At 57.9% G+C, this 22,749-nt stretch carries 18 protein-coding genes and 1 pseudogene; 9 read left to right on the top strand and 10 right to left on the bottom strand.

All coding sequences use genetic code 11. The annotated features are described in order from the left end of the window. Nucleotide 1: 1 nt before the first annotated feature. The 5 genes from ABY948_RS02830 (at nt 2) to ABY948_RS02810 (ending at nt 4,283) form a co-directional block, all read left to right on the top strand. Nucleotides 2–1,450, top strand: coding sequence for a TrkH family potassium uptake protein (locus ABY948_RS02830; protein ID WP_461480995.1), 1,449 nt, complete (start codon nt 2–4; stop codon nt 1,448–1,450). Nucleotides 1,451–1,550: 100 nt separating this feature from the next. Continuing rightward, on the top strand, nt 1,551–1,865 hold the full coding sequence (locus ABY948_RS02825) for a tetratricopeptide repeat protein (protein WP_461480994.1): 315 nt from the start codon (nt 1,551–1,553) through the stop codon (nt 1,863–1,865). 36 nt (nt 1,866–1,901) lie between these two features. Beyond that, entirely contained in the window at nt 1,902–2,327 is a 426-nt protein-coding gene (locus tag ABY948_RS02820; RefSeq protein WP_461480993.1) for an ATP-dependent zinc protease family protein, read from the top strand. After that, nucleotides 2,324–3,229: a 30S ribosomal protein S6--L-glutamate ligase gene (rimK, locus tag ABY948_RS02815; RefSeq protein WP_461480992.1), complete on the top strand. Its 906-nt coding sequence runs from the start codon at nt 2,324–2,326 to the stop codon at nt 3,227–3,229. The genes ABY948_RS02820 and rimK overlap by 4 nt, the downstream gene beginning before the upstream one ends. A 4-nt stretch (nt 3,230–3,233) precedes the next feature. Continuing rightward, on the top strand, nt 3,234–4,283 hold the full coding sequence (locus ABY948_RS02810; protein WP_461480991.1) for a succinylglutamate desuccinylase/aspartoacylase family protein: 1,050 nt from the start codon (nt 3,234–3,236) through the stop codon (nt 4,281–4,283). A gap of 19 nt (nt 4,284–4,302) precedes the next feature. Here ABY948_RS02810 and ABY948_RS02805 read toward each other — a convergent pair whose 3' ends face one another. Next, a complete protein-coding gene (locus ABY948_RS02805; RefSeq protein ID WP_461480990.1) occupies nt 4,303–5,403 on the bottom strand; it encodes a TRAP transporter substrate-binding protein in 1,101 nt (366 codons plus the stop codon). 18 nt (nt 5,404–5,421) lie between these two features. Then, nucleotides 5,422–7,590, bottom strand: a complete 2,169-nt coding sequence (gene uvrD, locus ABY948_RS02800) for a DNA helicase II (RefSeq protein ID WP_461481005.1) — start codon at nt 7,588–7,590, stop codon at nt 5,422–5,424. Nucleotides 7,591–7,713: 123 nt separating this feature from the next. Here uvrD and ABY948_RS02795 point away from each other — a divergent pair, with 123 nt between their 5' ends. After that, a complete protein-coding gene (locus ABY948_RS02795; RefSeq protein WP_461480989.1) occupies nt 7,714–8,571 on the top strand; it encodes an SIS domain-containing protein in 858 nt (285 codons plus the stop codon). Between the two features lie 148 nt (nt 8,572–8,719). Here ABY948_RS02795 and ABY948_RS02790 read toward each other — a convergent pair whose 3' ends face one another. After that, on the bottom strand, nt 8,720–9,346 hold the full coding sequence (locus tag ABY948_RS02790) for a transglutaminase-like cysteine peptidase (RefSeq protein WP_461480988.1): 627 nt from the start codon (nt 9,344–9,346) through the stop codon (nt 8,720–8,722). Between the two features lie 443 nt (nt 9,347–9,789). On the opposite strand from ABY948_RS02790, the gene ABY948_RS02785 reads away from it, so the two are divergent. Both ABY948_RS02785 and ABY948_RS02780 read left to right on the top strand, forming a co-directional pair. Further along, nucleotides 9,790–10,965 (top strand): HD-GYP domain-containing protein, encoded by a 1,176-nt coding sequence (locus ABY948_RS02785; RefSeq protein WP_461480987.1) that lies wholly within the window; start codon nt 9,790–9,792, stop codon nt 10,963–10,965. Next, a complete protein-coding gene (locus ABY948_RS02780; protein WP_461480986.1) occupies nt 10,965–12,185 on the top strand; it encodes a putative bifunctional diguanylate cyclase/phosphodiesterase in 1,221 nt (406 codons plus the stop codon). Before ABY948_RS02785 ends, ABY948_RS02780 begins: the two co-directional genes overlap by 1 nt. 52 nt (nt 12,186–12,237) lie before the next feature. Here ABY948_RS02780 and ABY948_RS02775 read toward each other — a convergent pair whose 3' ends face one another. The 3 genes from ABY948_RS02775 to ABY948_RS02765 all read right to left on the bottom strand — a co-directional run bounded on the left by ABY948_RS02775 (nt 12,238) and on the right by ABY948_RS02765 (nt 17,112). Next, a complete protein-coding gene (locus ABY948_RS02775; RefSeq protein WP_461480985.1) occupies nt 12,238–15,303 on the bottom strand; it encodes an efflux RND transporter permease subunit in 3,066 nt (1,021 codons plus the stop codon). After that, nucleotides 15,300–16,415 carry an efflux RND transporter periplasmic adaptor subunit gene (locus ABY948_RS02770; RefSeq protein WP_461480984.1) on the bottom strand — a complete coding sequence of 372 codons (1,116 nt, stop codon included), beginning with the start codon at nt 16,413–16,415 and terminating at the stop codon, nt 15,300–15,302. The genes ABY948_RS02775 and ABY948_RS02770 overlap by 4 nt, the downstream gene beginning before the upstream one ends. Before the next feature lie 79 nt (nt 16,416–16,494). Next, complete coding sequence (locus tag ABY948_RS02765) at nt 16,495–17,112, bottom strand: TetR/AcrR family transcriptional regulator (RefSeq protein WP_461480983.1); 618 nt, start codon at nt 17,110–17,112, stop codon at nt 16,495–16,497. Between the two features lie 111 nt (nt 17,113–17,223). On the opposite strand from ABY948_RS02765, the gene ABY948_RS02760 reads away from it, so the two are divergent. Beyond that, entirely contained in the window at nt 17,224–18,672 is a 1,449-nt protein-coding gene (locus ABY948_RS02760) for an efflux transporter outer membrane subunit (protein ID WP_461480982.1), read from the top strand. A gap of 55 nt (nt 18,673–18,727) precedes the next feature. Here ABY948_RS02760 and glmS read toward each other — a convergent pair whose 3' ends face one another. The 4 genes and pseudogenes from glmS to ABY948_RS02740 form a co-directional block, all read right to left on the bottom strand. Next, nucleotides 18,728–20,557, bottom strand: coding sequence for a glutamine--fructose-6-phosphate transaminase (isomerizing) (gene glmS / locus ABY948_RS02755; protein WP_461480981.1), 1,830 nt, complete (start codon nt 20,555–20,557; stop codon nt 18,728–18,730). A 28-nt stretch (nt 20,558–20,585) separates the two neighbouring features. Next, nucleotides 20,586–21,950 carry a bifunctional UDP-N-acetylglucosamine diphosphorylase/glucosamine-1-phosphate N-acetyltransferase GlmU gene (gene glmU, locus ABY948_RS02750; RefSeq protein WP_461480980.1) on the bottom strand — a complete coding sequence of 455 codons (1,365 nt, stop codon included), beginning with the start codon at nt 21,948–21,950 and terminating at the stop codon, nt 20,586–20,588. A 149-nt stretch (nt 21,951–22,099) separates the two neighbouring features. After that, a complete protein-coding gene (locus ABY948_RS02745; protein WP_461480979.1) occupies nt 22,100–22,531 on the bottom strand; it encodes a F0F1 ATP synthase subunit epsilon in 432 nt (143 codons plus the stop codon). A 24-nt stretch (nt 22,532–22,555) separates the two neighbouring features. Beyond that, nucleotides 22,556–22,749 (bottom strand): annotated as a pseudogene (locus ABY948_RS02740) (F0F1 ATP synthase subunit beta); the annotation flags it as partial.

Here is a 22,749-nt window from a genome sequence, read left to right as displayed (position 1 = left end):
CATGCAATTTCGGATCATTTCAAAAATTCTCGGGCTGATGCTAATGAGCTTCAGCCTGACGCTGCTGACGCCCATGTTCATTGCCAGCCTGTATGGGGAACAGACCCACGAGGCTTTCTTCCTGTCCTTTGCCATGACCTTTTCCCTCGGCATGTTGATGTGGTTGCCCTACAGCCGGGTGAAAGGCGATTTGCGCACCCGAGACGGCTTCCTGATCACCACCCTGTTCTGGACGGTGCTGAGCTTGGTGGGTGCCTTGCCCTTTGTGCTGGTGGATGCCATTCACCTGCACGTTACCGACGCGGTATTCGAGTCCATCTCTGGACTCACCACCACCGGGGCAACGGTGATCTCCGGTTTAGACAATCTGCCCAAATCCATTCTTTACTACCGCCAGCAACTGCACTGGCTGGGCGGCATCGGTATCGTGGTCATCGCCATCGCCATCATGCCGATGCTCGGCGTCGGCGGTATGCAGCTCTATAAGGCGGAAACCCCAGGGCCGGTGAAAGACAACAAGATGACGCCGCGCATTACCCAGACCGCCAAGGCGCTGTTTACCATTTACCTGTCCCTCACTGCTGCCTGCTCTCTCTGTTACTGGCTGGCGGGCATGAACGTATTTGATGCGATCACCCATGCCTTCTCCACTATCGCTACCGGGGGCTTTGCCAACTACGACGCCAGCATCGGTTACTTCAACAGTCCAACCATCATGATCCTGGCGATTTTTTTCATGACCATTTCCGGCATCAGCTTTGGCCTCCATTACTACACCTGGATCAAGGGCAGTGTGATCCACTACTGGCACAATTCCGAATCGAAGATGTACCTGAACATGATTTTCGGCGCCAGTATCATTTGTTGCGGCTACCTCTACCTGAGTGGCACCCTGACCCTGACCGACAGCCTGCTGCACGGCATTTTCCAGCTGGTCTCCATCATGACCAGCACCGGTTTTGCCACCGCCAACTTCAGTGACTGGCCGACCTTTTTGCCGGTATTTCTGATGGTGTTGTCATTTTTCGGTGCCTGCGCCGGCTCCACTGGCGGCGGTATCAAAGTCGGTCGCATGCTGATTCTCGCCAAGCAATCCCTGCGGGAAATCTACCGCCTGATTCACCCCAGCGCGGTGTTCCCGATCAAACTGCGCAACCGCACGGTACCCGAGCGGGTAGCCGACAGTGTGTGGGCCTTTTTTGGGGTTTACCTGGCCATCTTCTACTTCCTGGTGTTACTGCTACAACTGACTGGCCTCGATTACCTGACCGCCTGGTCCTGCACGGCGGCGGCCCTGAACAATCTGGGGCCCGGCCTCGGTGAGGCAGCAGCGCATTATGGCGAAATCAACAATGTGGCCAAGTGGCTGCTGTCTGCGGCCATGATTATCGGCCGCCTGGAGATTTTCACCGTACTGGTGCTGTTTACCCCCATGTTCTGGCGCCGCTGAGGACGCCCTGTGGACCGCCGACACGGGACCCTGGCGATTCCGCTGCCCATCATTGCTATGCTTATGCCAACTCCCCGAGCGCCATGGGTTTCTGACCGCTATGAGCCTGATCGACAACCTTGAAAACATGCTCAGCCAGGGCAAGGACTCCGCCATGTTGCGCTTCGGACTGGGGAGCGCCTATTTTAATGAACAGCGTTATGACCGGGCCATTCCACACCTGCAACAATGCCTGGTTTTCGATCCGGGCTACTCTGCCGCCTACAAATTACTCGGTCGCGCCCTGGTGAAGCGGGGCCAACCCGCCCTGGCCCGCCAGATTTTCACTACCGGCCTGGAAAAGGCCGTTCAGGCCGGTGACAAGCAGACCGAGCGGGAGATATCCGTTTTTCTAAAAAAACTGTCCCGGGACTGACGCCTGTCAACGCCCGGACCCAATCGAGGAAATTCAATGCCGTTGTTGATTGGCTGGCGAGAATGGCTGGCGTTGCCCGACCTGGGTATTGCCCGAATCAAGGCCAAGGTGGATACTGGCGCCCGCACCTCCTGCCTGCATGCCCACCGCCTCGAACACTTCACGGAGCAGGGGGCACCCTGGGTGCGAATCTGGGTCCACCCCCTGCAAAAAACCACACAGAGTCTCTGCTGCGCGGCGCCCATTGTTGATGAACGACTCGTCACCGATTCCGGCGGCCACCGGGAGCAGCGTATTGTGATTCAAACCACCGCAGTGCTCGGCGAGGAATCCTGGCCCATCGAGATGACCCTGACCAATAGGGATACCATGAAATTTCGGATGCTGCTGGGCCGGGCGGCCCTCGCGGGCCGTTTTACCGTCGACCCCAGCCGATCCTATTTACGCGGAACCATTAAATGAGAATTGCCATCCTGTCGCGCAATCCCAACCTCTATTCCACCGGGCGACTAAAGGAAGCCGCCCTGGAAAGAGGCCACGAGGTGAAAATCATCGATGTGCTGAAGTGCTACATGAACATCAACATTCAGCATCCCAATATCCACGTTAAGGGGGAAGAGCTGCCCGCGTTTGATGTGGTGATCCCGCGCATCGGGGCATCGGTAACAACCTATGGCACGGCGGTGCTGCGCCAGTTCGAGATGATGGGCGTCTACCCCCTCAACGAGTCCGTGGCGATCACCCGCTCCCGGGACAAACTGCGCTCCCTGCAGTTGCTGTCCCGCAAAGGCATCGGCCTGCCCGTGACCGGTTACGCCAACAAGCCCAGCGATATTCCCGACCTGATCGACATGGTGGGGGGACCACCACTGGTGGTGAAACTGCTGGAAGGCACCCAGGGTATCGGCGTGGTACTGGCGGAAACCCGCAAGGCGGCGGAAAGTGTGATCGAGGCCTTTATGGGCCTCAAAGCCGACATTATGGTGCAGGAATACATTGGTGAATCCGGCGGTGCGGACATCCGCTGTTTCGTGATCGGTGACAAGGTGGTCGCCGCCATGCAACGGCAGGCAGCTCCCGGGGAATTCCGTTCCAACCTGCACCGCGGCGGCACCGCATCGCTGGTGCGGCTATCGCCGGTCGAACGTGCCACCGCCATCCGGGCGGCAAAAACCATGGGCCTCAACGTGGCCGGCGTGGATATTCTCCGCTCCAACCACGGCCCGCTGGTGATGGAGGTAAACTCCTCGCCGGGACTTGAGGGCATCGAAGCCGCCACCGGCAAGGATGTGGCGGGCGCCATCATCGGTTTCATGGAGAAAAATGCCCGCCAGTCCCGAACCCAAACCCGCGGCAGAGGATGACAATATGAGCAGGGAACCCTTCAAGCTGGCCGGCACATTGGTCAATCCGGGGGAAACCCGGCTCATCTCCATTCCCGCCGCCCGGCTTTATACCGATACCCCGGTCGATCTGCCCGTCGAGATCATTCACAGCCGCCGCCCGGGGCCGGTGTTGCTGGTGTGCGCCGCCATCCATGGCGATGAAATCAATGGCATCGAGATTTGCCGCCGCATCGTCGGCAAACGCCTGCTGCGGCGCCTCAAGGGCACCTTACTGATTGTGCCCATCGTGAACATGTTCGGGTTTCTGCAGCAATCCCGCTACCTGCCCGACCGGCGCGACCTCAACCGCTGTTTTCCCGGCTCACCCCGCGGCCCGCTGGGCAACCGCCTGGCACACCTCATACACAGCGAACTGCTTAATCAGTGTACCCATGTGATCGACCTCCACACCGGGGCCATCCATCGCAAAAACCTGCCTCAGGTGCGCGGCGATCTGGACGACCCGGTGGCCCTGGGGATGGCCGAAGCCTTTGGCGCACCGGTAATCATGGATGCCAAGGTGCGCGATGGCTCATTGCGCGCCGCGGCCAGCGAATTGCACATACCGGCGATTCTCTACGAGGCCGGGGAGGCACTGCGATTTGACGAACCCTCGATCCGTGCGGGGTTGCGGGGCATTCTCGCGGTGATGCGCCATCTCGGCATGCTCGCTGCGGCCAAGTCTGACAACACCCCGCGCAAGCTGGTGCCCGTCAAGGCCCGGCGCAGTTACTGGCTGCGCGCCGAGCGGGACGGTATCGTCATCACCAAGATCAAATTGGGCCAACGGGTCAAGGAAGGCCAGTTGCTGGCCAACCTGGCCTCTCCCTTCGGCGGGCCGGAAAAACCCCTTAAATCCCGCAGTGACGGCATTGTCATCGCCGCCTCACAAATTCCGCTGGTGAATGAGGGCGAGGCCTTGTTCCACATCGCCGAGTTCAGCACCCTGCGCAAGGCCTCGGACAGTGTCGAGGCCTTTCAGGAACACTTCCAAAGTGAACCGGAACAGGAGAACTTCAAGGAACCCCTCTGAGTGCCGTTCCGGGGGAGGATTACTTCAATTCGCGGGCCCGGTAGTAGGCCTCTTCAGAAATTTTGCCGTATTCCACAGCCTGCTCCTGGAAGGCCTTCTGTGACCCATAGACTTTCTTGAACATGGGGTCGGCGGCGCTCAGCTCCTCGAGTACCTGCTCGGTGACGCGGTGCAATTCCGCCAGCACATCGTCCGGCAGCTGGCGCAGCTCCACGCCGTGGCTGTTGACCAGCTCATTGAGGGCCGCATTGTTGCGGGCCGTGTAATCATCCAGCATGTCCTGATTGACGGCCCGCGCCGCGGCTTCCACGATGGCCTGCAAGTCCGGGGGCAGGGATGCATAGGCCTGCTGGTTGACGATCAGCTCCAGGGTGGGGCCGGGCTCGTGCCAGCCGGGATAGTAGTAATATTTGGCCACCTGGTGAAAGCCGAACGCCAGGTCGTTGTAGGGACCAACCCATTCCGTGGCATCGATCACACCGGTCTGCATGGAGGTGTACAACTCACCGCCGGGGATATTGACCGCTTCCACGCCGACCCGGCTCATCACCTCGCCACCGAGCCCCGGAATGCGCATTTTCAGGCCCTTCAAATCCGCCAGGGAATTGATTTCCCGGTTGAACCAGCCGGCCATCTGCACGCCGGTGTTGCCCGCCGCCAGCGGCACCAGATTGAACGGCGCGTAGAGCTCGCGCCACAGCTCCATGCCGCCGCCATAGTGCAGCCAGCCATTCATCTCCTGGGCGTTGAGGCCGAAGGGAATGCTGGTAAACAGCGCCGAGGTGGGGGTTTTGCCCTTCCAGTAGTAGGCGGCACCGTGGCCCATTTCGGCAGTGCCCTGGGAAACGGCATCAAATACCTCCATGGCCGGCACCAACTGGCCGGCACCGTAGACTTTCACCTGCAGGCGGCCGGCACTCATCCTGTCCACCATGACGGCAAAGTTTTCTGCCGCCATGCCGAGGCCGGGGAAATTTTTCGGCCAGGTGGTCACCATCTTCCACTTGTAGACTTGCGACGGCGCCGCCTGCCCGGTGCCATCGGAGGCTGCCTGCTCAGCGCCACCGCAGCCCGCCAACAGCAAGGTGACCAGCGCCATTATGGCTATTTTCGTTTTCATTACTTTTCCCTCAAGTCTTCAACAAAGCGGCGTCAGTTTGGCGTAGGAGAGCACCAGCCACTTGCTGCCCTCGCGGTCGAAATTCACCTGTACCCTGGCGTGGGCGCCGTTGCCTTCAAAGTTTAACACCACCCCCTCGCCAAAGATGTGGTGTGACACCCGCTGCCCCAGGGAGAGCCCGGTATCATCCCCGGCATCGCTGAAACGAACCCCCGGTTTTTGGGCATAGCTGGTGGGGCGGTGGATCTGGGTTCGCAGCCGCACCTCTTCAACCAGTGCGGCGGGGATATCCCGCACGAACCGGGACACCGAATTGTAGTTCTCCGAACCGTACTGCTGCCGGGATTCGGCAAAGGTCAGGTACAGTTTCTGCATGGCGCGGGTGATGCCCACATAGGCCAGCCGCCGCTCTTCCTCCAGTCGCCCCGGTTCCTCCGCCGACATGCGGTGGGGAAACAGGTTCTCTTCCATGCCCGCCAGAATCACCAGGGGAAATTCCAGGCCCTTGGCGGAGTGCAGGGTCATCAACTGCACGGCATCCGCTCCGGCATCGGCCTGGCGGTCACCGGCATCGAGGGCGGCCTGGTCGAGGAACTGGGGCAGGGGCGGCAGGGATTTGTCCTCGGGCTCATAGGCGCGGCAGGCCGTCACCAGTTCCTGGAGGTTTTCCACCCGCGATTCACCGCGCTCACCTTTCTCCCGGCGGTGGAAATCGATCAGGCCGCTGGCTTCCATGACGTGGTCGGCCAGTTCATGCAGGGGCAGCTCCCCGCTCTGCTGATCGAGCTGTTCTATCAATTCCAGAAAGCTCGCTATGGCATTGCAGGCCCGGCCATTGAACAACCCGCTATCGAGGGCTTTTTGCGAGGCCCGCCACAGCGACATGCCCTCATCCCGGGCCAGCTCCCGCAGTCCCTGCACGGTTTTATCGCCGATGCCACGGGTCGGCGTGTTGACCACCCGCTCAAAGGCGGCATCGTCGTTGCGACTCACCAGCAGGCGCAGGTAGGCGAGGGCGTTGCGGATTTCCTGGCGCTCGTAGAATTTTTGACCGCCGTAAATGCGGTAGGGAATACCGCTGCGCAGCAGCGCTTCTTCAAGCACCCGCGACTGGGCGTTGGAGCGGTACAGCACCGCCGCTTCTTCGCGCAAATTGCCCTGGGCGGACCAGTCCTTCAACCGCTCGGCAATAAAGCGCGCTTCGTCGTGTTCGTTAAACGCGGAATAAAGGGAAATCGGCTCGCCCTCGGCCCCTTCGGTCCAGAGGTTTTTGCCGAGCCGGTCGACATTGCGCGCGATCACCGCATTGGCGGCCTCGAGGATGTTTTTACTGGAGCGGTAATTCTGCTCCAGGCGCACGGTTTGCGTGTCCGGATAGTCCCGGGAAAAATTGAGGATGTTTTCCACCTTGGCGCCGCGCCAGCCGTAGATGGACTGATCGTCGTCCCCCACCGCGGTAACCGGCAACTGATCCCCCGCCAACACCCGCAACCAGGCGTACTGGATGGCGTTGGTATCCTGGAATTCGTCCACCAGCACATGGCGGAAACGCTGTTGGTAATGTTGCAGCAACTCCGGCTGGTGCAGCCAGAGTTCGTGGGCGCGCAGCAACAACTCACCGAAATCCACCATTCCACCGCGCTCGCAGGCCTCTTCGTAGGCGGCGTAGATCTGCTGCATGGCGCGCTGATAGGGATCCTGGGCGGGCTGCAGGTGTTTGGCCCGCAAGCCTTCATCCTTTTGGGCATTGATAAAGCCCTGGGCCTGGCGGTAGGGCCAACGGCTGTCGTCGATGCCGAGGCCCTGATAGACCCGCTTCACCAGCCGCAGCTGATCGTCGGCATCGAGAATCTGGAAATTTTCCGGCAGACCCGCCTGCTGCCAGTGCATTTTCAACAGCCGGTGGGCCAGGCCGTGAAATGTCCCCACCCACATGCCCTGGGCGGAAAATTCCAGCAGCTCTTCGATGCGCCCGCGCATCTCACGGGCGGCCTTATTGGTAAAGGTCACCGCCATCAGACTGTAGGGGGAGAGCCGCTCCACTTGGATCAACCAGGCGATACGGTGCACCAATACCCGGGTTTTGCCGCTGCCGGCCCCGGCCAGCACCAGCAGGTGGCGGGCGTTGCTGGAAACCGCATCGCGCTGCGCGGGGTTGAGGGGGTCGAGAATAGCCGTTACATCCATGGCCGGGGATTCTACCAGAGCCCCGCCGCTATGAGTCAGCGACTTGAGCCCTGCGGTCACTACAAAAATACCAATTTTATGTAAATAATTTACAATAGCAGCTCACACACACAGGGATCTGCCATGAAACCCGCTGAACTCACCTGGGCCATCAGCAACAGTCTCCCGGAGCTGCGCAAGTCGGAGCGCAAAGTTGCAGAGTACATCCTGGCCAACCTCACCGACGTCATCCGCATGCGCATTGTCGATCTGGCCGAAAAAGCCGATGTCAGTGAACCCACGGTGGTGCGCTTCTGCCGCGCCGTGGGCTGTGATGGCTTCCAGGATTTCAAGCTGGCACTGGCCCAACAACTGGCCTCCAGTCCCAGTTACGGCCAGATCGCCGTGACCGACAAGGATTCGGTGGCGGAATACACCTTCAAGGTGTTTGATTCCACCGTAGACACGTTGTTAAAGGTGCGGGACGCACTGGATTTGCAAATGCTGGATCGCGCGGTGCAGGCCATCTGCGCCGCCAAGCGGGTGGAATTCTTCGGTTTTGGTGCCTCGGCGGCGGTGGCCTTTGATGGCCAGCACAAGTTCTTTCGGCTGCAGGTGTCCGCCGCGGCCTATGCGGATCCACACCTGCAGAATATGTCCGCGACCTTACTTTCCCCCGGCGACGTGGTCATCGCGATATCCCAGTCGGGCCGCACCACCACCTTGCTTAACGCCATGGAACTGGTTAAAAAACGCGGCGCCATCGTGATTGGTATCGCGCCTTCCGATTCACCGGTGGCACGGGCCGCCACGATTCCCCTGACCGTGGACGCCAAGGAAGACTTCCAGATTTATACTCCGCTGTCCTCGCGCATTGCCCATCTGGTGCTCATCGATGTACTGGCCATTGGCATCGCTCAGCACAAAGGCGGGCAGTTACAGGAACATTTGCTGGAAATGCAGCGCGGCCTGGAAGACCTGAGGTTCCCGCAGGAACCATAAGCGCAAACTTATTTCGGCTTGATATTGCCGCAACTGCGGTTGGTGGGTACCGCAACCTCCATGAATTTGGGGAGGGTATCTAGCTGGCTGGCCGTTACATACGACAAGGGCGGGGATCTGAAACGGGTGCCAACCGATGGTGCGCCATTCATGGCTCAGGTAGCGGCATGACAGATAGCGGTACTCCCGCCGCCACCCTGGCCTTCAGCTCACGCCAGGATTGCAGGCTGTCTGCATCACCGGCCTTTACCTGCTGGCGGCGGGTTTTTGCCAACCACAGCTCCTCGCCATTGAAGCTGTATACCGGCAGTAGGTCCGCTCGTTCGGACGCCGGCAAAATGGCTGGATTGAGGTTGTCGAGGATCAGCGGCACGGCACTGGGCCGGGGGTAATAGGCCAGCACCATATGGGCCTTGTCGAGGCTCAACGCTTTGACGAAGGTCAGTCGCATTTTCTCTGCGGGGACGCCCATCTCTTCCAGGGTGAAATACTTGGCGATACTGAAGTCCTCGCAATCCCCGGCATCCACTATCAGAAACTCCAGTGGCGTGGCCCAGTAATCCTCTCGCTGCCATACCTCAGGGTCGCTGAGAAAGCGGGCGCCATTGAAAAAGTCATTGACCTGTTTGAGCCGATCCTCGTCGGACAGCGTCCCGAACCGGCGAATCATCTCCTGCCAGTGCCTCACCCGGGCTTCGGCCGTCGGCCCGTAGCGATCACCGATATCGGCCATTTCCACCTCGGTCAGCATTCCGGCCGGTTGTTCAGCAGCCACTGCTGACACCGCCTTTGGCTGGCTGGAACAACCACCCAGCAGCAGAGAAGCCAATATGGCAGCAAGCTGTAAGCACACACTTACTACTAACGATGACAGGGCGTTCAGCGCGGCACCTCCTACTCTCTGGTTTCTATCAAAGACCATTCCGGAATGGCCCATTGACGGCCATGACCAGGTTGTTCGGCAATAATCCCTAATTCGCGACGGCGCTGGCAGCGTGGGAGGAGTGGGAAGTCGCTGTTTGCCTTGGCCCGAACGCGGGACTATCCTTTTCCTGCACGCTACAATCCCCTTTACCCGCCGCTGTGCCAACCCATAGTCTGCAGTGGCGAGGATACCGGATCGACGCTATGCACAACAACTTGATCCAACCCCCAGCTCGACTCTGGCAAGGATGAATGACATTTTTTAAAGCCGCTAGACAGCGAACGGAGTTTTAAATGCGCCTTGTTAAAGTGTCAGCTATGCAATTACAACCGGGAATGTTTGTGGCAGAGCTGGACCGGCCCTGGCTGGAAACCCCTTTTGCACTGCAAGGCTTTATGATTCAAAACGACGATGAGGTGCTCTACATCGCCGATCACGTCGATTATGTTTACATCGACGCCGACTATCAGGGCAGCCCGCGCTACCTTCCCGTCCAGATTATGGACAGGAAACAAGTTGCCCGAAAAATCAACATCAAAACCGAGTTTGAACGGGCACAGGTTTGCTTCGAGAGTGCTACCCAGACACTCGACAGGGTTTTCGATTCCCTTCGCCGGGGCCTCCAGACCGATATCAGCGCCGTGACTCAAACCGTGCGCCCCCTGCTCGACGGCGTATTCCGCAACAAGGACGCGCTGGCCGCGCTGGTGCGCCTGCAAAAGGCCAGCGACTACCGCTACAACCACGGCATATCCATGGCGGTGTGGGCGGCTATTCTCGGGCGCCATATCGGCCTCCACCACGACGAGTTGGAAAAACTGGTGGTCGGCTGTGCCATGTGCGACGTGGGCATGACCAAGCTATCCCAGGAGCTGCTGGAGCGACCGGGACCGCTGACCGATGAGGAAAGGGGAGACATCAAGCAGCATACGCTGGTCGGCGCCAAAATGGTCGCCGAGTCGGGACACGAGGTGGACTTCGAAGTGCTCGCCATCATTGAAAATCACCACGAGCGCTTTGACGGCTCCGGCTACCCGCGCGGCATGGAGGGCGCCACCATTCCCCTGCTGGCGCGTATCGCCGGCCTGGTGGATGCCTACGATGCCATGATCACCCCGCGCAGCTACGCCCGCGGGCACTCCTCGTTCGAGGCGACCCAGGAGCTCATTGAATCCCAGGGCAAGCTGTTCCAAGATGTGCTGGTAGAGCAGTTCATTCAGGCCATCGGCCTGTTCCCCACCGGATCACTGGTGGAGCTGAACAACGGCGAGGTGGCCATCGTCGTCAAACAAAATCCGCAACGGCGCCTGAAACCGGAAATCGTCATCGTATTGGACGCGCACAAAAAAGCCAAAACGCGCTATGAACTCATCGATCTTGCCCACGAGGGCATGGCCAACATGCACTGGATAGCCCACGAACTGCAACCGGGAACCTACGGGGTCAACAGCGAGGACTTCTTTCTCTGATGCCGGACGAAAAGGGACACACCATGGCGATTGTGGAACTCAGCCACCGGGATTACCTGATCGACCGGTATGGACCCGAGTCGTACAAGTTGTTGTACGAAGCCTTTCTGGAGCGCCTGACCAACTGGGTGCGCAGCTGCGATCAATCCCGGCCCCTGGGCAACAGCCGTTTTCTCGCCATCCTGAACGGTGTCAGCGGTGAGGCCGAACTGCAACTGGCCGCGGCGAAACTGACCCGGCTGTTCGAGCCGCCCATCGATTTGCTGGGGGAGGTGGTCCCGGTGGAGGTTCACGCGGGTTTTGCCCCGCTGCAGCCGGGACAGCGGGATTCCCAATCCACCCTACAGCGCGCCCGTTACGCCCTGTGGCAGGCGAAGACATCGGCCACCCCCTGCCACATCTACAACCCCGGAAAAAACCGCCGCTTCTCCGATGAGCGCAAATTGGTCGCCGCGCTCGAGGCGGCGGTTGAGCTGGGTGAATTGCACCTCTACTACCAGCCCAAAATACACGCTGTCTTTCGCTCGCTAGTCGGCTCTGAGGCCCTGCTGCGCTGGCATACCCGTGACGGGCAGGTGCTGCTGCCCAACCACTTCATTCCCACAGCTGAAAAACACCCGGTCATCCGCCCCATGACCTGGTGGGCATTGAAATCTGCCATCGCGCGCCTGGCCCATTGGCCGGATAACCTGTCCACCGCGGTCAACATCACCCCCGACCTGCTGCACGACGACGAAATCGTCACCATCGTCGCCGACGCCGTCGCCCTCTATGGCATAGATGCTTCCCGCCTGACACTGGAAGTGACCGAACGGATAATGACCAATGATCCCGCCAAGGCGTACGCCGTGCTGTCGCAGCTACAGCAACTCGGGGTGCGTATTTCCATCGACGATTTTGGCACCGGGTTTTCCTCGCTGGCCCAGTTCCGCGATCTGCCCGCCGATGAACTGAAAATCGACCAGAGCTTTGTCATCCCCATGCTCAGCTCTGACAAAAACCTGGCCATCGTCAAGGCGATCATCGACCTGGCGCACAATTTTTCCCTGAAAGTCACGGCGGAAGGGGTGGAAACAGAGGCCATTGCCAAATACCTCGGCGAGCTCGGTTGCGACATCCTGCAGGGCTACCTGTTTGACAAGCCCCTGTCGGTTGACCTGTTTGAAAAACGCTATCAACTGCAGAGCACGCAAAAATCGGCGCCGGCGCGGACATCTTGATCGCGCTGCGCCAGTTACCTCTCAACTAACGCGAACATTTATAACGTAAGTATCAGCTAACTTGCTTAGGCTTGATCTTGAACCAAATGGAATACATGGCTGGCAGGAATACCAGGGTCAGGATCGTCCCAGCAAAGGTGCCGCCAATCAGCGTGTAAGCCAGCGTCCCCCAAAACACCGATTGGGTCAGCGGGATAAAGGCCAGGATCGCAGCCAGTGCGGTCAGGATCACCGGACGCGCGCGCTGCACGGTGGCCTCGACAATTGCACGGAATGGATCCAGCCCGACTTGTTCATTTTCACGAATCTGCCCGATCAATATCAGCGTGTTGCGCATGAGGATACCCGATAATGCAATCAAGCCAACCAGTGCATTGATGCCGAATGGCTGCTGGAACAGAAGCAGCGTCGGCACCACGCCGATTAGTCCCAGCGGACTGGTCAGGAACACCATGACCAGCCCGGCGATCGAGCGGACCTGCAGGATGATGACGAGAAGCGTGAGCGCGATCATGATCGGGAACAGCGGCAACATCGCCTTGCTGGCCTTGCCGGATTCTTCAATCGAGCCAGCCTGTTCAATTCGGTAGCCCGAAGGAAGCCGGTCGATGATCGGCTGCAACTGCTTTATGACCGCGGTGGAAACGTCCGGCGGTTGCAGCCCTTCGGTGATGTCACCGCGGACCGTAATGGTCGGTGTGCGATCACGTCGCCTCAGAATGGGATCTTCCATGCGGACATCGACAGCGCCCACCTGGGACAGCGGGATGCGTTGTCCTGTCGCCCCGACCAGCGTAAAGCCTGCGATCTTTGCGGGGTCGAGACGAATATCGCCCGCCGCACGACCGACTACCAGCACCGAGCGGATATCCTCGCGCACTTCCGTAAGCGGCAGCCCGCTCAGCAGGAACTGCAACTGCAAGGCCACTGAGTTGGAGGTCAACCCCATGGTCTGGAGTCTGTCCTGGTCGAGAGTGAAGTGCAGGGTGGGTATACGCGGCCCCCAATCCGTGTTGACGGTGCGCATCATCGGGTTGGCACGAATGACATTCACAACTTCATCGGCGATCACGCGCAGCATGTCAGGGTCGGGCCCCATGACACGGTAGGCCACAGGAAATGGTGAAGGCGGGCCGAACACGATCTGGGTGACACGCACCTGCGCTTCGGGCGCCAAACCGTCGGCTATTGCACGTCGCAGCCTGAACTTAAGGGTTTCCCGTTCCTTGTCATCGCCCGCGAGCACCACGATTTTGGCGAACGATGGATCCGGCAATTCAGGTGACATTGCCAGGAAGAAACGGGGAGCACCCTGACCGATGTAGGACGTCACTATCCGAGCTTCCTTCTGCTTCGCCAGCCAGGCTTCGACCTTCGCCGTTGCTGCACTGGTTTGCTCGATTGAGGTGCCATAAGGCATCTGCACCTCGACAAGCACCTCCGGCCGGTCGGAAGTCGGGAAGAACTGCTTCTTGACCAGCCCCATACCGACGATGGCCAGCACGAACATGCTCACGACCGCGCCGGCCACCAGCCATTTGCGTGAGATGACGCGCACGAGCACCTGCCGGAAGCGGTTGTAGTGGCGAGTGTTATAGATGGCTTCGTGCCCGCCTTCTATTTTCTTGAAGTCCGGCAGTAGCTTCACCCCCAGATAGGGTGTGAACGCCACCGCTACCACCCAGGAAGCGATCAAGGCAATGCCGACGATCCAGAACATATTGCTGGTGTATTCGCCTGCCGTGGAGCGCGCGAATCCATTGGGCATGAAACCGATGGCCGTAACCAGTGTGCCGGAAAGCATGGGGGCCGCTGTGTGGCTCCATGCATAGGCCGACGCGGCAACGCGGCTAAACCCTTCCTCCATTTTTACCACCATCATTTCGATGGCGATGATGGCATCGTCCACCAGCAGGCCAAGCGCCAGAATCAGTGAGCCAAGCGTGATGCGATCGAAGTTCTTACCGGTAGCCGCCATGATGACAAACACGACCGCTAATGTTAGCGGCACAGCCGCCGCGACCACGATGCCGACACGCCAGCCCATGCTAAGGAAGCAGACCACGATCACGACAAGCAAGGCGACGAAGAACTTGACCATGAACTCGTCCACCGCCGCGCTGATGTTGACCGCCTGATCCGTCACCTTGGTCAGTGTCATGCCCAAGGGCATCTCCGCGTTGATCTTAGTGACTTCCGCCTGTAATGCCTTACCGAGATCGAGGCCGTTCCAGTCGTCACGCATTACAATACCCAGCAACAGTGTCGGTTCACCGTTATTGCGAATTAGGAAGGTGGGCGGATCTTCATAACCACGGTCAATGGTCGCCACATCCGACAATTTCAGCGTTCGCCCCTGCGCAACAATCGGGGTCTGTCGAATCTTCTCCAGGTTATTGAGCGCACCATCGACGCGAAGGAAAATCTGCGGCCCCTTGGTTTCAATGGAACCGGCGGGAGTCAGCACATTCTGGCTGTTGAGCGCGGCGAAAATGTCTTGTGGCGTGACGCCCAGCGTAGCCAGGCGGTCGTGGGAGAAAGACACGAAAATACGTTCGGGCTGCTCGCCGATGATGTTGACCTTCTTCACGCCCGGGACGTGCAGCAGTTGTTGGCGTAGCGTTTCTGCCTCACGCACCAGTAATCGATGCGGTTCGCCCTTGGCTTTGAGGGCAAGCAGCGCAAAGGTCACGTCCGCATACTCGTCGTTGACTATCGGTCCGATAACGTCGGCATGTAGCTTCTCGGCTTCGTCTCTAAGCTTCTTGCGGGCCTGATAGAACTCCTCCTGAACCTTCGCAGGCGGAGCGCTGTCGAGTAAGTAAACCACGGTGAAGGCCAGGCCGGGGCGTGTGTAGGTTTCCGTGCGGTCGTACCACCGCAGCTCTTGCATGCGCTTTTCCAGTGGTTCGGCGACCTGATCCTGCATCTCCTGGGACGTTGCTCCCGGCCATGCGGTGACAATAGTCATCTGTTTGATCGTAAACGGTGGGTCTTCCGCGCGCCCGAGCTGGAAAAACGCGATAACGCCCGCGGTGGTGATCAGGAAGATCAGGAACAGCGTGATCGAACGCTCACTTACTGCGAGCGCCGAAAGGTTGAAACGACTCTCGCTCACGGATGTGCTCCCTCTGTGACTTCGGTGGCAGAAGAAGTAGACACACGCACCAGTTCCCCTTCATGTAATAAATGGGCGCCGAGAGCAACGACCTGATCCCCTTGTTTGATTTGGCCTGTGACACGGGCAGAATCATCATCAAGGTTTATAACGGTGACTGGATGCCAGGATATTTTTGCGGGTTCTCCCTCAACGCTCCAGACGCCAGGGCCTTTGCCCGCATCAAATAAAGCCCCGATTGGCACCTGCAAACCCTCCGCTGCAACAAGGCGTTCATCTGCGATCTTAATAGTGATGGTGGAACCTAAAGGAGCGTCTTCCAGTGCTTTTGCCAGCACATACCTCGCTTCAAAGGTGCGAGTAATTGGGTCAGCGGCGCCTGAAAGCTGTCTGAGCTTTGCCACTGATATAACATCATCTCTACCAAAGAGTTTTGCTTGCCCCAGAGAACCCAATGAGGGACGCAAGGTTTCTGGTAATTGAATAACCGCTTCACGGGCACCCGCGCGCGCGACGCGAACCACTATTTGTCCGGCATTAACGACTTGCCCAGGCTCTGCAAGCGTTTCTACAACAGTACCGTCTGCATCAGCGACCAGATCAGTATAACGAGTCGCATTACGTGCTACTTCAGCTTGCGCTTCGGCAGCACGGAGTTGAGCTACTGCGGTATCCGCAGCAGCCTTGACTAGATCGTAACTCGAAGCCGATATCGCTCCCGTTCCTCGCAAATCCCTGTAACGAGCTTCTTCTTCTGTCGCTTGTTTTGCCCCTGCTTTAGCAGCCACAACAGATTCCTGTCGCGCATGGGCCGCGAGTTTCAGATCAACGGGGTCTATACGCATCAGCAGTTGACCCTGCCTAACGGTTTGTCCGGTGTCCACTAACCGTTCCAGCACCTTGCCAGAGACACGAAACCCTAAGCCACTTTCTACACGAGCCGCCACAACCCCAGTAAAAGAGCGTGATTCAACCCCGACGTCATTGACCGTTACTGTGCGTACCAACGGTGCTTCAGTACGTGGATCTGGTTGTTTGTCTTCACCGCAAGCCGTTAAGACAAGCGCTAAAGCAGTGATAACTGCAATGGTAAGTATGTTGTGACGAGACATACATAAGCCTCCATGAATAGCTGTTCAGGAGGCAATTATTATTCTAGTGACTAAATTAGTCAATAGTCACAAAGTATTTTTACGGCGCAAGACTACGAAGAACTAGGTTGGATAGCTGAATGGGGGCCTCTTCAATGTTGTCAAAGCTATGTTGTAGCATGAGCGGATTTATGTAAGGCCGCATAACAAGATAAATTGCCATTGTCATTTCATCTAAGGGGGTTTTGCGCTCAAAGTCTCCTGTTTGACGCCCTTCATGGAGAATATCCTGAAGTAACATTTTGATGTTTTGCTCGTAGATGATAGTGGCCTGCCAGCGCTCGGTAGCCGCTGAAGCCGCGATTTCGTAGAGTTTGCGATCTTCGGAGAACAAGCGACAACTTGCCTGGACAATTTCTTTAAACATCCGACGCAGTTTCTCTGGTGGCTGATCAACCTCCCCAACCGCTCTTCGCACATCTTCCTCTATCTCCCCCAGACAATTTGCACAGATGCCCTCGCCAATTGCCTGCTTGGAAGAAAAGAACTTGTAAATATAGGCCTTTGAAAAACCTATTGATTTTGCCAAATCTGAAACCGTTGTTTTGCCATAGCCGTAACGACTGAAATGCTCCCTTGCGGCAACAACAATCTGATCCCGCACATCGTGATCAACAGGACCGCGATTCAAAGCAGGGCTGTTGTTTTCTTCGCTCATCATTTTTCTCTCGAACTTCATTAGGTTCTGGAATTTTAACGCCTGATGGTCAGATTGACAACGAGTGACCATATGGTAATATAGTCACAAACGTCGGCCTTTGGTGAAAATATGTTGCTAAAACACCCATCCATAATGTTTGTCGTTACCAGCTTACTGGCCGGTTGCGCCGTTGGACCTGACTATGCCCCTCCTGAACTTTCCGCGTCCAAGCACTTCGTTGGGCAGTCATCCCTGGGCAAACAAGAAGCGATCGACGAAGCTAATCTCCAAGCCTGGTGGGAGAAATTTGGTGACGAGCAATTGACTCGATACATCAACATTGCGCTGAAGCAAAATCTTGACCTGGCACAAGCAACAGCACAAGTAACTCAGGCTCAAGCAGGTCTCGGCGCAGCAAGCGCGGCCTTGCTACCAGCAGGAAGCATCTCGGGACAGGTAGCTCGTTCCTATCAATCCATTGAAACGCCACTGGGGCAGGTTTTGAACGCTTCTCCTGGTTTTGACCGTCATGGAAGCAGTTACGAAGCCGATCTGAACGCGAGTTGGGAGCTTGACTTGTTTGGTGGTCTTCGTCGAGACCGGGAAGCAGCGCTGGCTGAATACCAGGCCACATCAGCGGGAGTCGCTGCAACACGGCTGGCTGTTACAGCGCAAACCGCGAGCATCTACATCAACATTCGTGCACTACAAACCCGACTTAATATTGCCCGCAAGCAGGTAGAAACCCAGCAAGAAATGCTCGCCATGATTAACCTTCTTTATAGCAAGGGACTGGCAGCAGAGCGTCAAGTACATCAAGCACAAGCTTCTCTCGTGCAATCCCAGGCTTCCGTACCAGCCCTAGAAGCAAGCCTGGATGCGACCCTGAACGCACTAGATGTAATGTTGGGTACTCCTCCAGGCACACACAGGGAAGAACTAATCACATTGGTACCCATTCCAGCTACACCTGAAATTATTGGAATGGGGACACCGGGTGAATTACTGACACGCCGACCCGATCTCATTGTCGCGGAACGTCATCTGGCGGCGTCGAATGCTAAGATCGGTGCGGCAGTCGCAGAATACTACCCTAAGCTCTCACTCAGTGGTCTGCTCGGTAGTGCCACATCAGTAGCTGCAGATAGCCTGTTTACTAGTGGTGCTAATCAAGCTGTAGGTGTGTTCGGTTTACGCTGGCGCCTGTTTGATTTTGGTCGAATCGACGCCCGGATTGAGCAGGCTAAAGGACGTGAAGCAGAGATGCTTGCAGCCTATCGACTTGCTGTTCTAAGAGCCACTGAAGATGTTGAAAGCGCATTCTCAACATTGGTAAAGCGAGAGCAACAAGCAACCATACTGGCGCAAGGGGTTGGTGCCCTTCGCCGTGCTCGAGAAGCTTCTTTTGCTGCTTACCAGCAAGGTACTGCCAGTATGATCGAGGTCTTACAAGTCGACGAAGGTTTATTGCTAGCTTCTGATAGACAAGTTCTGGCACAAGCTGAGTCAGCCATCGCGGCGATAACCGCATTTAAAGCGCTTGGTGGTGGTTGGCAAACAGATTCGGAGCGCCCGTAATGCCAGTTATTGCATCCAGGTCGGAGCAACCAGGTATCGCTGGCGACGTTTCTGCTTATTCGACGGTTACCGACTTCGCCAGATTGCGGGGCTGATCCACATCCGTGCCTTTCAACACCGCCACGTGATAGGCCAGCAACTGCAGGGGCAGGGTGTAGATGATGGCTTCGAGGCTCTGCGGCACGTGGGGGATATTCATTACCGTCACATCCGTTTCATTTTCAAAACCCGCCGCCTTGTCGGCAAACACAAACAGCTGCCCGCCGCGGGCCTTGACCTCGTGGAGATTGGATTTGAGCTTCTCCAGCAACTCGTTGTTGGGGGCGACGGCCACCACCGGCATGTCGTTGTCCACCAGCGCCAGGGGCCCATGCTTCAGCTCGCCGGAGGGGTAGGCCTCGGCATGAATATAGGAAATCTCCTTGAGCTTCAGGGCGCCCTCGAGGGCCACCGGATACTGGACGCCGCGACCGAGAAACAGCGCGTGGTGTTTTTCGGCAAAGCATTCAAAAATCTGTTCGATATCCTTGTCGAGGGACAGGGTTTCCCGACACAGGGCCGGCAATCGATGCAGCGCCTTGACCAGTTGTGTTTCTTTTTCGGCAGAGAGGCCACGGTGTTTGCCGAGGCCGATACAGAGCAGCTGCAGTGCCACCAGCTGGGTAGTGAAAGCCTTGGTGGAGGCGACCCCAATTTCCGGCCCGGCATAGGTCATCAATGCCATGTCGGATTCCCGCACCAGCGAACTGTTGGCGACATTGCAAATCACCAGGCTGGCCAGGTACCCGGCCCCTTTCGCCGATGCCAGGGCCGCCAGGGTATCCGCTGTTTCACCCGACTGAGAGATGGTGACGAACAGCGTATTGTCGGGTACCACCACCCGGCGATAGCGGTATTCGCTGGCCACTTCCACCTGACAGGGTATCCCGGCCCAGTCCTCCAGCCAGTAGCGCGCCACCAGCCCGGCGTGATAGCTGGTACCACAGGCCACGATGTGAACGGCCTGGACCTTTGGAAAAACACCGGTAGCCATGCTGCCAAAGGCTTCCGGCAGAACACGGGAGTCACTGATGCGCCCCTGCAGGGTGCCTTCCAGCACCGCCGGTTGCTCAAATATTTCCTTCATCATGTAATGGCGATAGCCGCCCTTATCGGTCAGGGTGTCGTCGCCGGAAAGCTTGATCACTTCCGGCTCAACAACTTTTCCTGCGCGATCGACGATGCGATAGCGTCCGCCTTTCAGTTCTACCAGATCGCCATCCTGTAAATAGATAAAGCGATCCGTCACCTGGCGCAGGGCCATTTGATCCGAAGCGATAAAGTTTTCTTCGATGCCGACACCCACCACCAACGGGCTGCCGCTGCGGGTGCCGATCAGTACATCGGGTTCGTTGGCACTGATCACGCCCAGGGCATAGGCGCCCCGCAAGCGCTGTACTGCCGCCTGAACCGCCGCTTTCAGCGACGGCTCTGTGTGCAGCAAGTGGTTGACCAGGTGGGCGACCACTTCGGTATCTGTATCCGAGACAAACTGAAAGCCGAGGGCAACCAGTTCCTCGCGCAATGGCTGGTGATTTTCGATAATGCCGTTGTGTACCACCGCTATCGGTCCGGAGCAGTGCGGGTGGGCATTGATTTCATTGGGGGCACCGTGGGTCGCCCAGCGGGTGTGGGCAATGCCCAGTAACCCGCGCGCCGGATTTTCCACAATGGCATCGACCAGCGTCGCCACTTTGCCGGCTTTCTTGCGAACCTGCAGTACCGCTCCTTTGTCCAGTACCGCCAGGCCGGCCGAGTCATAGCCGCGATATTCCAGTCTTTTCAGACCTTCTATCAGAATACCGGTGACATTTCGCTGCGCCTGAGCGCCGACTATTCCGCACATAATGGTTTCCGTTGTTGCATTCGCGGCTTCAGGTATTTTTGACCGGGCGCTGCCAGCCGGCAATATTCTTCTGTTCGGCCCGGGTCAACCCCAGCTGCTCATCCGGGACATCCCGGGTAATGGTGGAACCGGCACCCACCGTGGCCATTTTGCCCACCCTGACCGGCGCCACCAGTGAGGTATTGGAGCCAATAAAGGCATTGTCGCCGATCTCGGTGCGGTGTTTATTGACGCCGTCATAGTTACAGGTAATGGTGCCTGCACCGACATTGACCTGGGCGCCCAACTGGGCATCACCCACATAGCTCAGGTGGTTGATTTTGCTGCCCTTGCCGACTCGGGTTTGCTTGGTTTCGACAAAGTTGCCGACTTTGGCACCCGCCTCCAGCACCGTGCCGGGCCTGAGCCGCGCAAAGGGGCCGACCACACAATCCGCTGCCACCTCCGCACCCTCGATGTGGCTGTTGGCCTTGATTTCGACGTTATCGCCGATAACGCTGTCGATGATCTGGCAATTTGGCCCGATGCTGACCTGGCTGCCCAGTACCACGCGACCCTCGAAAACAGCGTTGATATCGATAAAGTTATCGCTGCCGCTATGCAGTTCCCCGCGCACATCCAGCCTGGCGGGGTCCGCCAGGGTAACCCCGGCCGCCATCAACCGTCGCGCCTGCTGTAGCTGGTAAAAGCGCTCCAGCTCCGCCAGTTGCTGGCGGTTGTTGACCCCCTGCACCTCTTCCTGGTGGTGGGGCTGTAGGGTTTTAATCCGGGTGCCACTGGCGCAGGCGAGGGCGATGATATCCGTCAGGTAATATTCACCCTGGGCGTTTTCGTTGCCGATACGGGGCAGCCAGTTGCGCAGTTGCGCGGCGGACAGCGCCAGCACGCCGGTATTCACTTCCGCTATCAGGCGCTGTTCCGGTGTGGCGTCTTTTTCCTCGACAATGGCGACGACACGCTGCTGTTGATCCCTGAGTATGCGCCCGTAGCCGACGGGATTTTCCAGCACGACCGTAAGCAGTGCCATCTGATCCTCGGACACCTCGCCGACCATCGCCTCAAGGGTATCGAGGGCGATCAGCGGTACATCGCCGTAGAGGATCAATACCGTACTGTCTTGCCGCAGCTCAGGCATCGCCTGCAACACGGCGTGGGCTGTGCCCAGTTGTTCCGGCTGCTCGACAAACAGTAAACCTTCCGTATTTAGCGCACCGTTGACTTCAGAGGCCCCGTGCCCGGTGACAACGAGCAAACGGGCGTCGGGCAGTTGTGCTGAGGTGGTGAGCACATGTTGCAACAGGGGGCGGCCGGCCAGTGTGTGTAACACTTTGGGCAGCGCTGATTTCATGCGGGTGCCTTTGCCCGCTGCCAGCACAACGATATCTGTCGCCATCTCCATCCCCCAGTCGATCTCGCGTATTTAATCAGGAACCCAATGCATTTGCCATGCTGCCCGCCACCGGCGGAGCAGGGCGGGTAGGCAATTTTGAGATAAAAAAAAGGTGGCTGGCGCCACCTTTTTTCTGCAAGAAGCTGAGCGGGTTATCTTTTACCGCCCATTTTCTTACGCAGTTGCTCAATGGTACGCAACTGGGCAGCCGCTGCGGCAAGTTGTGATGCCGCGCGGGAGTAGTCGAACTCGCTACCCTGATTGGAAATGTCCTGTTCTGCCTGTTTTTTCGCTTCGATAGCGGCAGCCTCATCGAGATCATCCGCACGCAGGGCCGTGTCAGCCAGAATCGAAATCCTGTTGGGCTGCACCTCCAGGAAGCCACCGGAGAGATAGTAGATCTCTTCCTCGCCATCCTGTTTGAGAATGCGCACCGGGCCCGGTTTCAGATCCGTCAACAAGGGAGCGTGGCCAAAGGTAATACCCAATTCACCCTGGGAACCTGTGGCAACAAGCATCTCAACAAGACCTGAAAACAGGGATTGTTCTGCACTTACAATGTCGCAGTGGACGGTCATAGCCATATCATAGCGCCTATCTTGTCGCGTTTACTTCATTTTCCCGGCTTTCTCGATCACTTCATCAATGGTGCCAACCATATAGAAGGCCTGCTCGGGCAGGTGGTCGTAATCACCGTTGAGAATGCCCTGGAAACCGGCAATGGTTTGCTTCAGGGATACGTACTTGCCGGGAGAACCGGTAAATACTTCCGCCACGTGGAAGGGCTGGGACAGGAAACGCT

The organism is Porticoccus sp. (assembly GCF_041592135.1).
Taxonomy (GTDB): domain Bacteria; phylum Pseudomonadota; class Gammaproteobacteria; order Pseudomonadales; family Porticoccaceae; genus Porticoccus.
This window is presented reverse-complemented; position numbering and strand designations above follow the sequence as displayed.

What these genes read in the sequence shown, in the direction of transcription:
- uvrD (WP_461481005.1), bottom strand. Translation starts at nt 7,590, where the DNA reads ATGGATGTAACGGCTATTCTCGACCCCCTCAACCCCGCGCAGCGCGAT.
- ABY948_RS02760 (WP_461480982.1), top strand. Translation starts at nt 17,224, where the DNA reads ATGTTGCTAAAACACCCATCCATAATGTTTGTCGTTACCAGCTTACTG.
- rimK (WP_461480992.1), top strand. Translation starts at nt 2,324, where the DNA reads ATGAGAATTGCCATCCTGTCGCGCAATCCCAACCTCTATTCCACCGGG.
- ABY948_RS02825 (WP_461480994.1), top strand. Translation starts at nt 1,551, where the DNA reads ATGAGCCTGATCGACAACCTTGAAAACATGCTCAGCCAGGGCAAGGAC.
- ABY948_RS02820 (WP_461480993.1), top strand. Translation starts at nt 1,902, where the DNA reads ATGCCGTTGTTGATTGGCTGGCGAGAATGGCTGGCGTTGCCCGACCTG.
- ABY948_RS02770 (WP_461480984.1), bottom strand. Translation starts at nt 16,415, where the DNA reads ATGTCTCGTCACAACATACTTACCATTGCAGTTATCACTGCTTTAGCG.
- ABY948_RS02795 (WP_461480989.1), top strand. Translation starts at nt 7,714, where the DNA reads ATGAAACCCGCTGAACTCACCTGGGCCATCAGCAACAGTCTCCCGGAG.
- ABY948_RS02805 (WP_461480990.1), bottom strand. Translation starts at nt 5,403, where the DNA reads ATGAAAACGAAAATAGCCATAATGGCGCTGGTCACCTTGCTGTTGGCG.
- ABY948_RS02810 (WP_461480991.1), top strand. Translation starts at nt 3,234, where the DNA reads ATGAGCAGGGAACCCTTCAAGCTGGCCGGCACATTGGTCAATCCGGGG.
- ABY948_RS02765 (WP_461480983.1), bottom strand. Translation starts at nt 17,112, where the DNA reads ATGAGCGAAGAAAACAACAGCCCTGCTTTGAATCGCGGTCCTGTTGAT.
- glmS (WP_461480981.1), bottom strand. Translation starts at nt 20,557, where the DNA reads ATGTGCGGAATAGTCGGCGCTCAGGCGCAGCGAAATGTCACCGGTATT.
- ABY948_RS02745 (WP_461480979.1), bottom strand. Translation starts at nt 22,531, where the DNA reads ATGGCTATGACCGTCCACTGCGACATTGTAAGTGCAGAACAATCCCTG.
- ABY948_RS02780 (WP_461480986.1), top strand. Translation starts at nt 10,965, where the DNA reads ATGCCGGACGAAAAGGGACACACCATGGCGATTGTGGAACTCAGCCAC.
- glmU (WP_461480980.1), bottom strand. Translation starts at nt 21,950, where the DNA reads ATGGCGACAGATATCGTTGTGCTGGCAGCGGGCAAAGGCACCCGCATG.
- ABY948_RS02785 (WP_461480987.1), top strand. Translation starts at nt 9,790, where the DNA reads ATGCGCCTTGTTAAAGTGTCAGCTATGCAATTACAACCGGGAATGTTT.
- ABY948_RS02830 (WP_461480995.1), top strand. Translation starts at nt 2, where the DNA reads ATGCAATTTCGGATCATTTCAAAAATTCTCGGGCTGATGCTAATGAGC.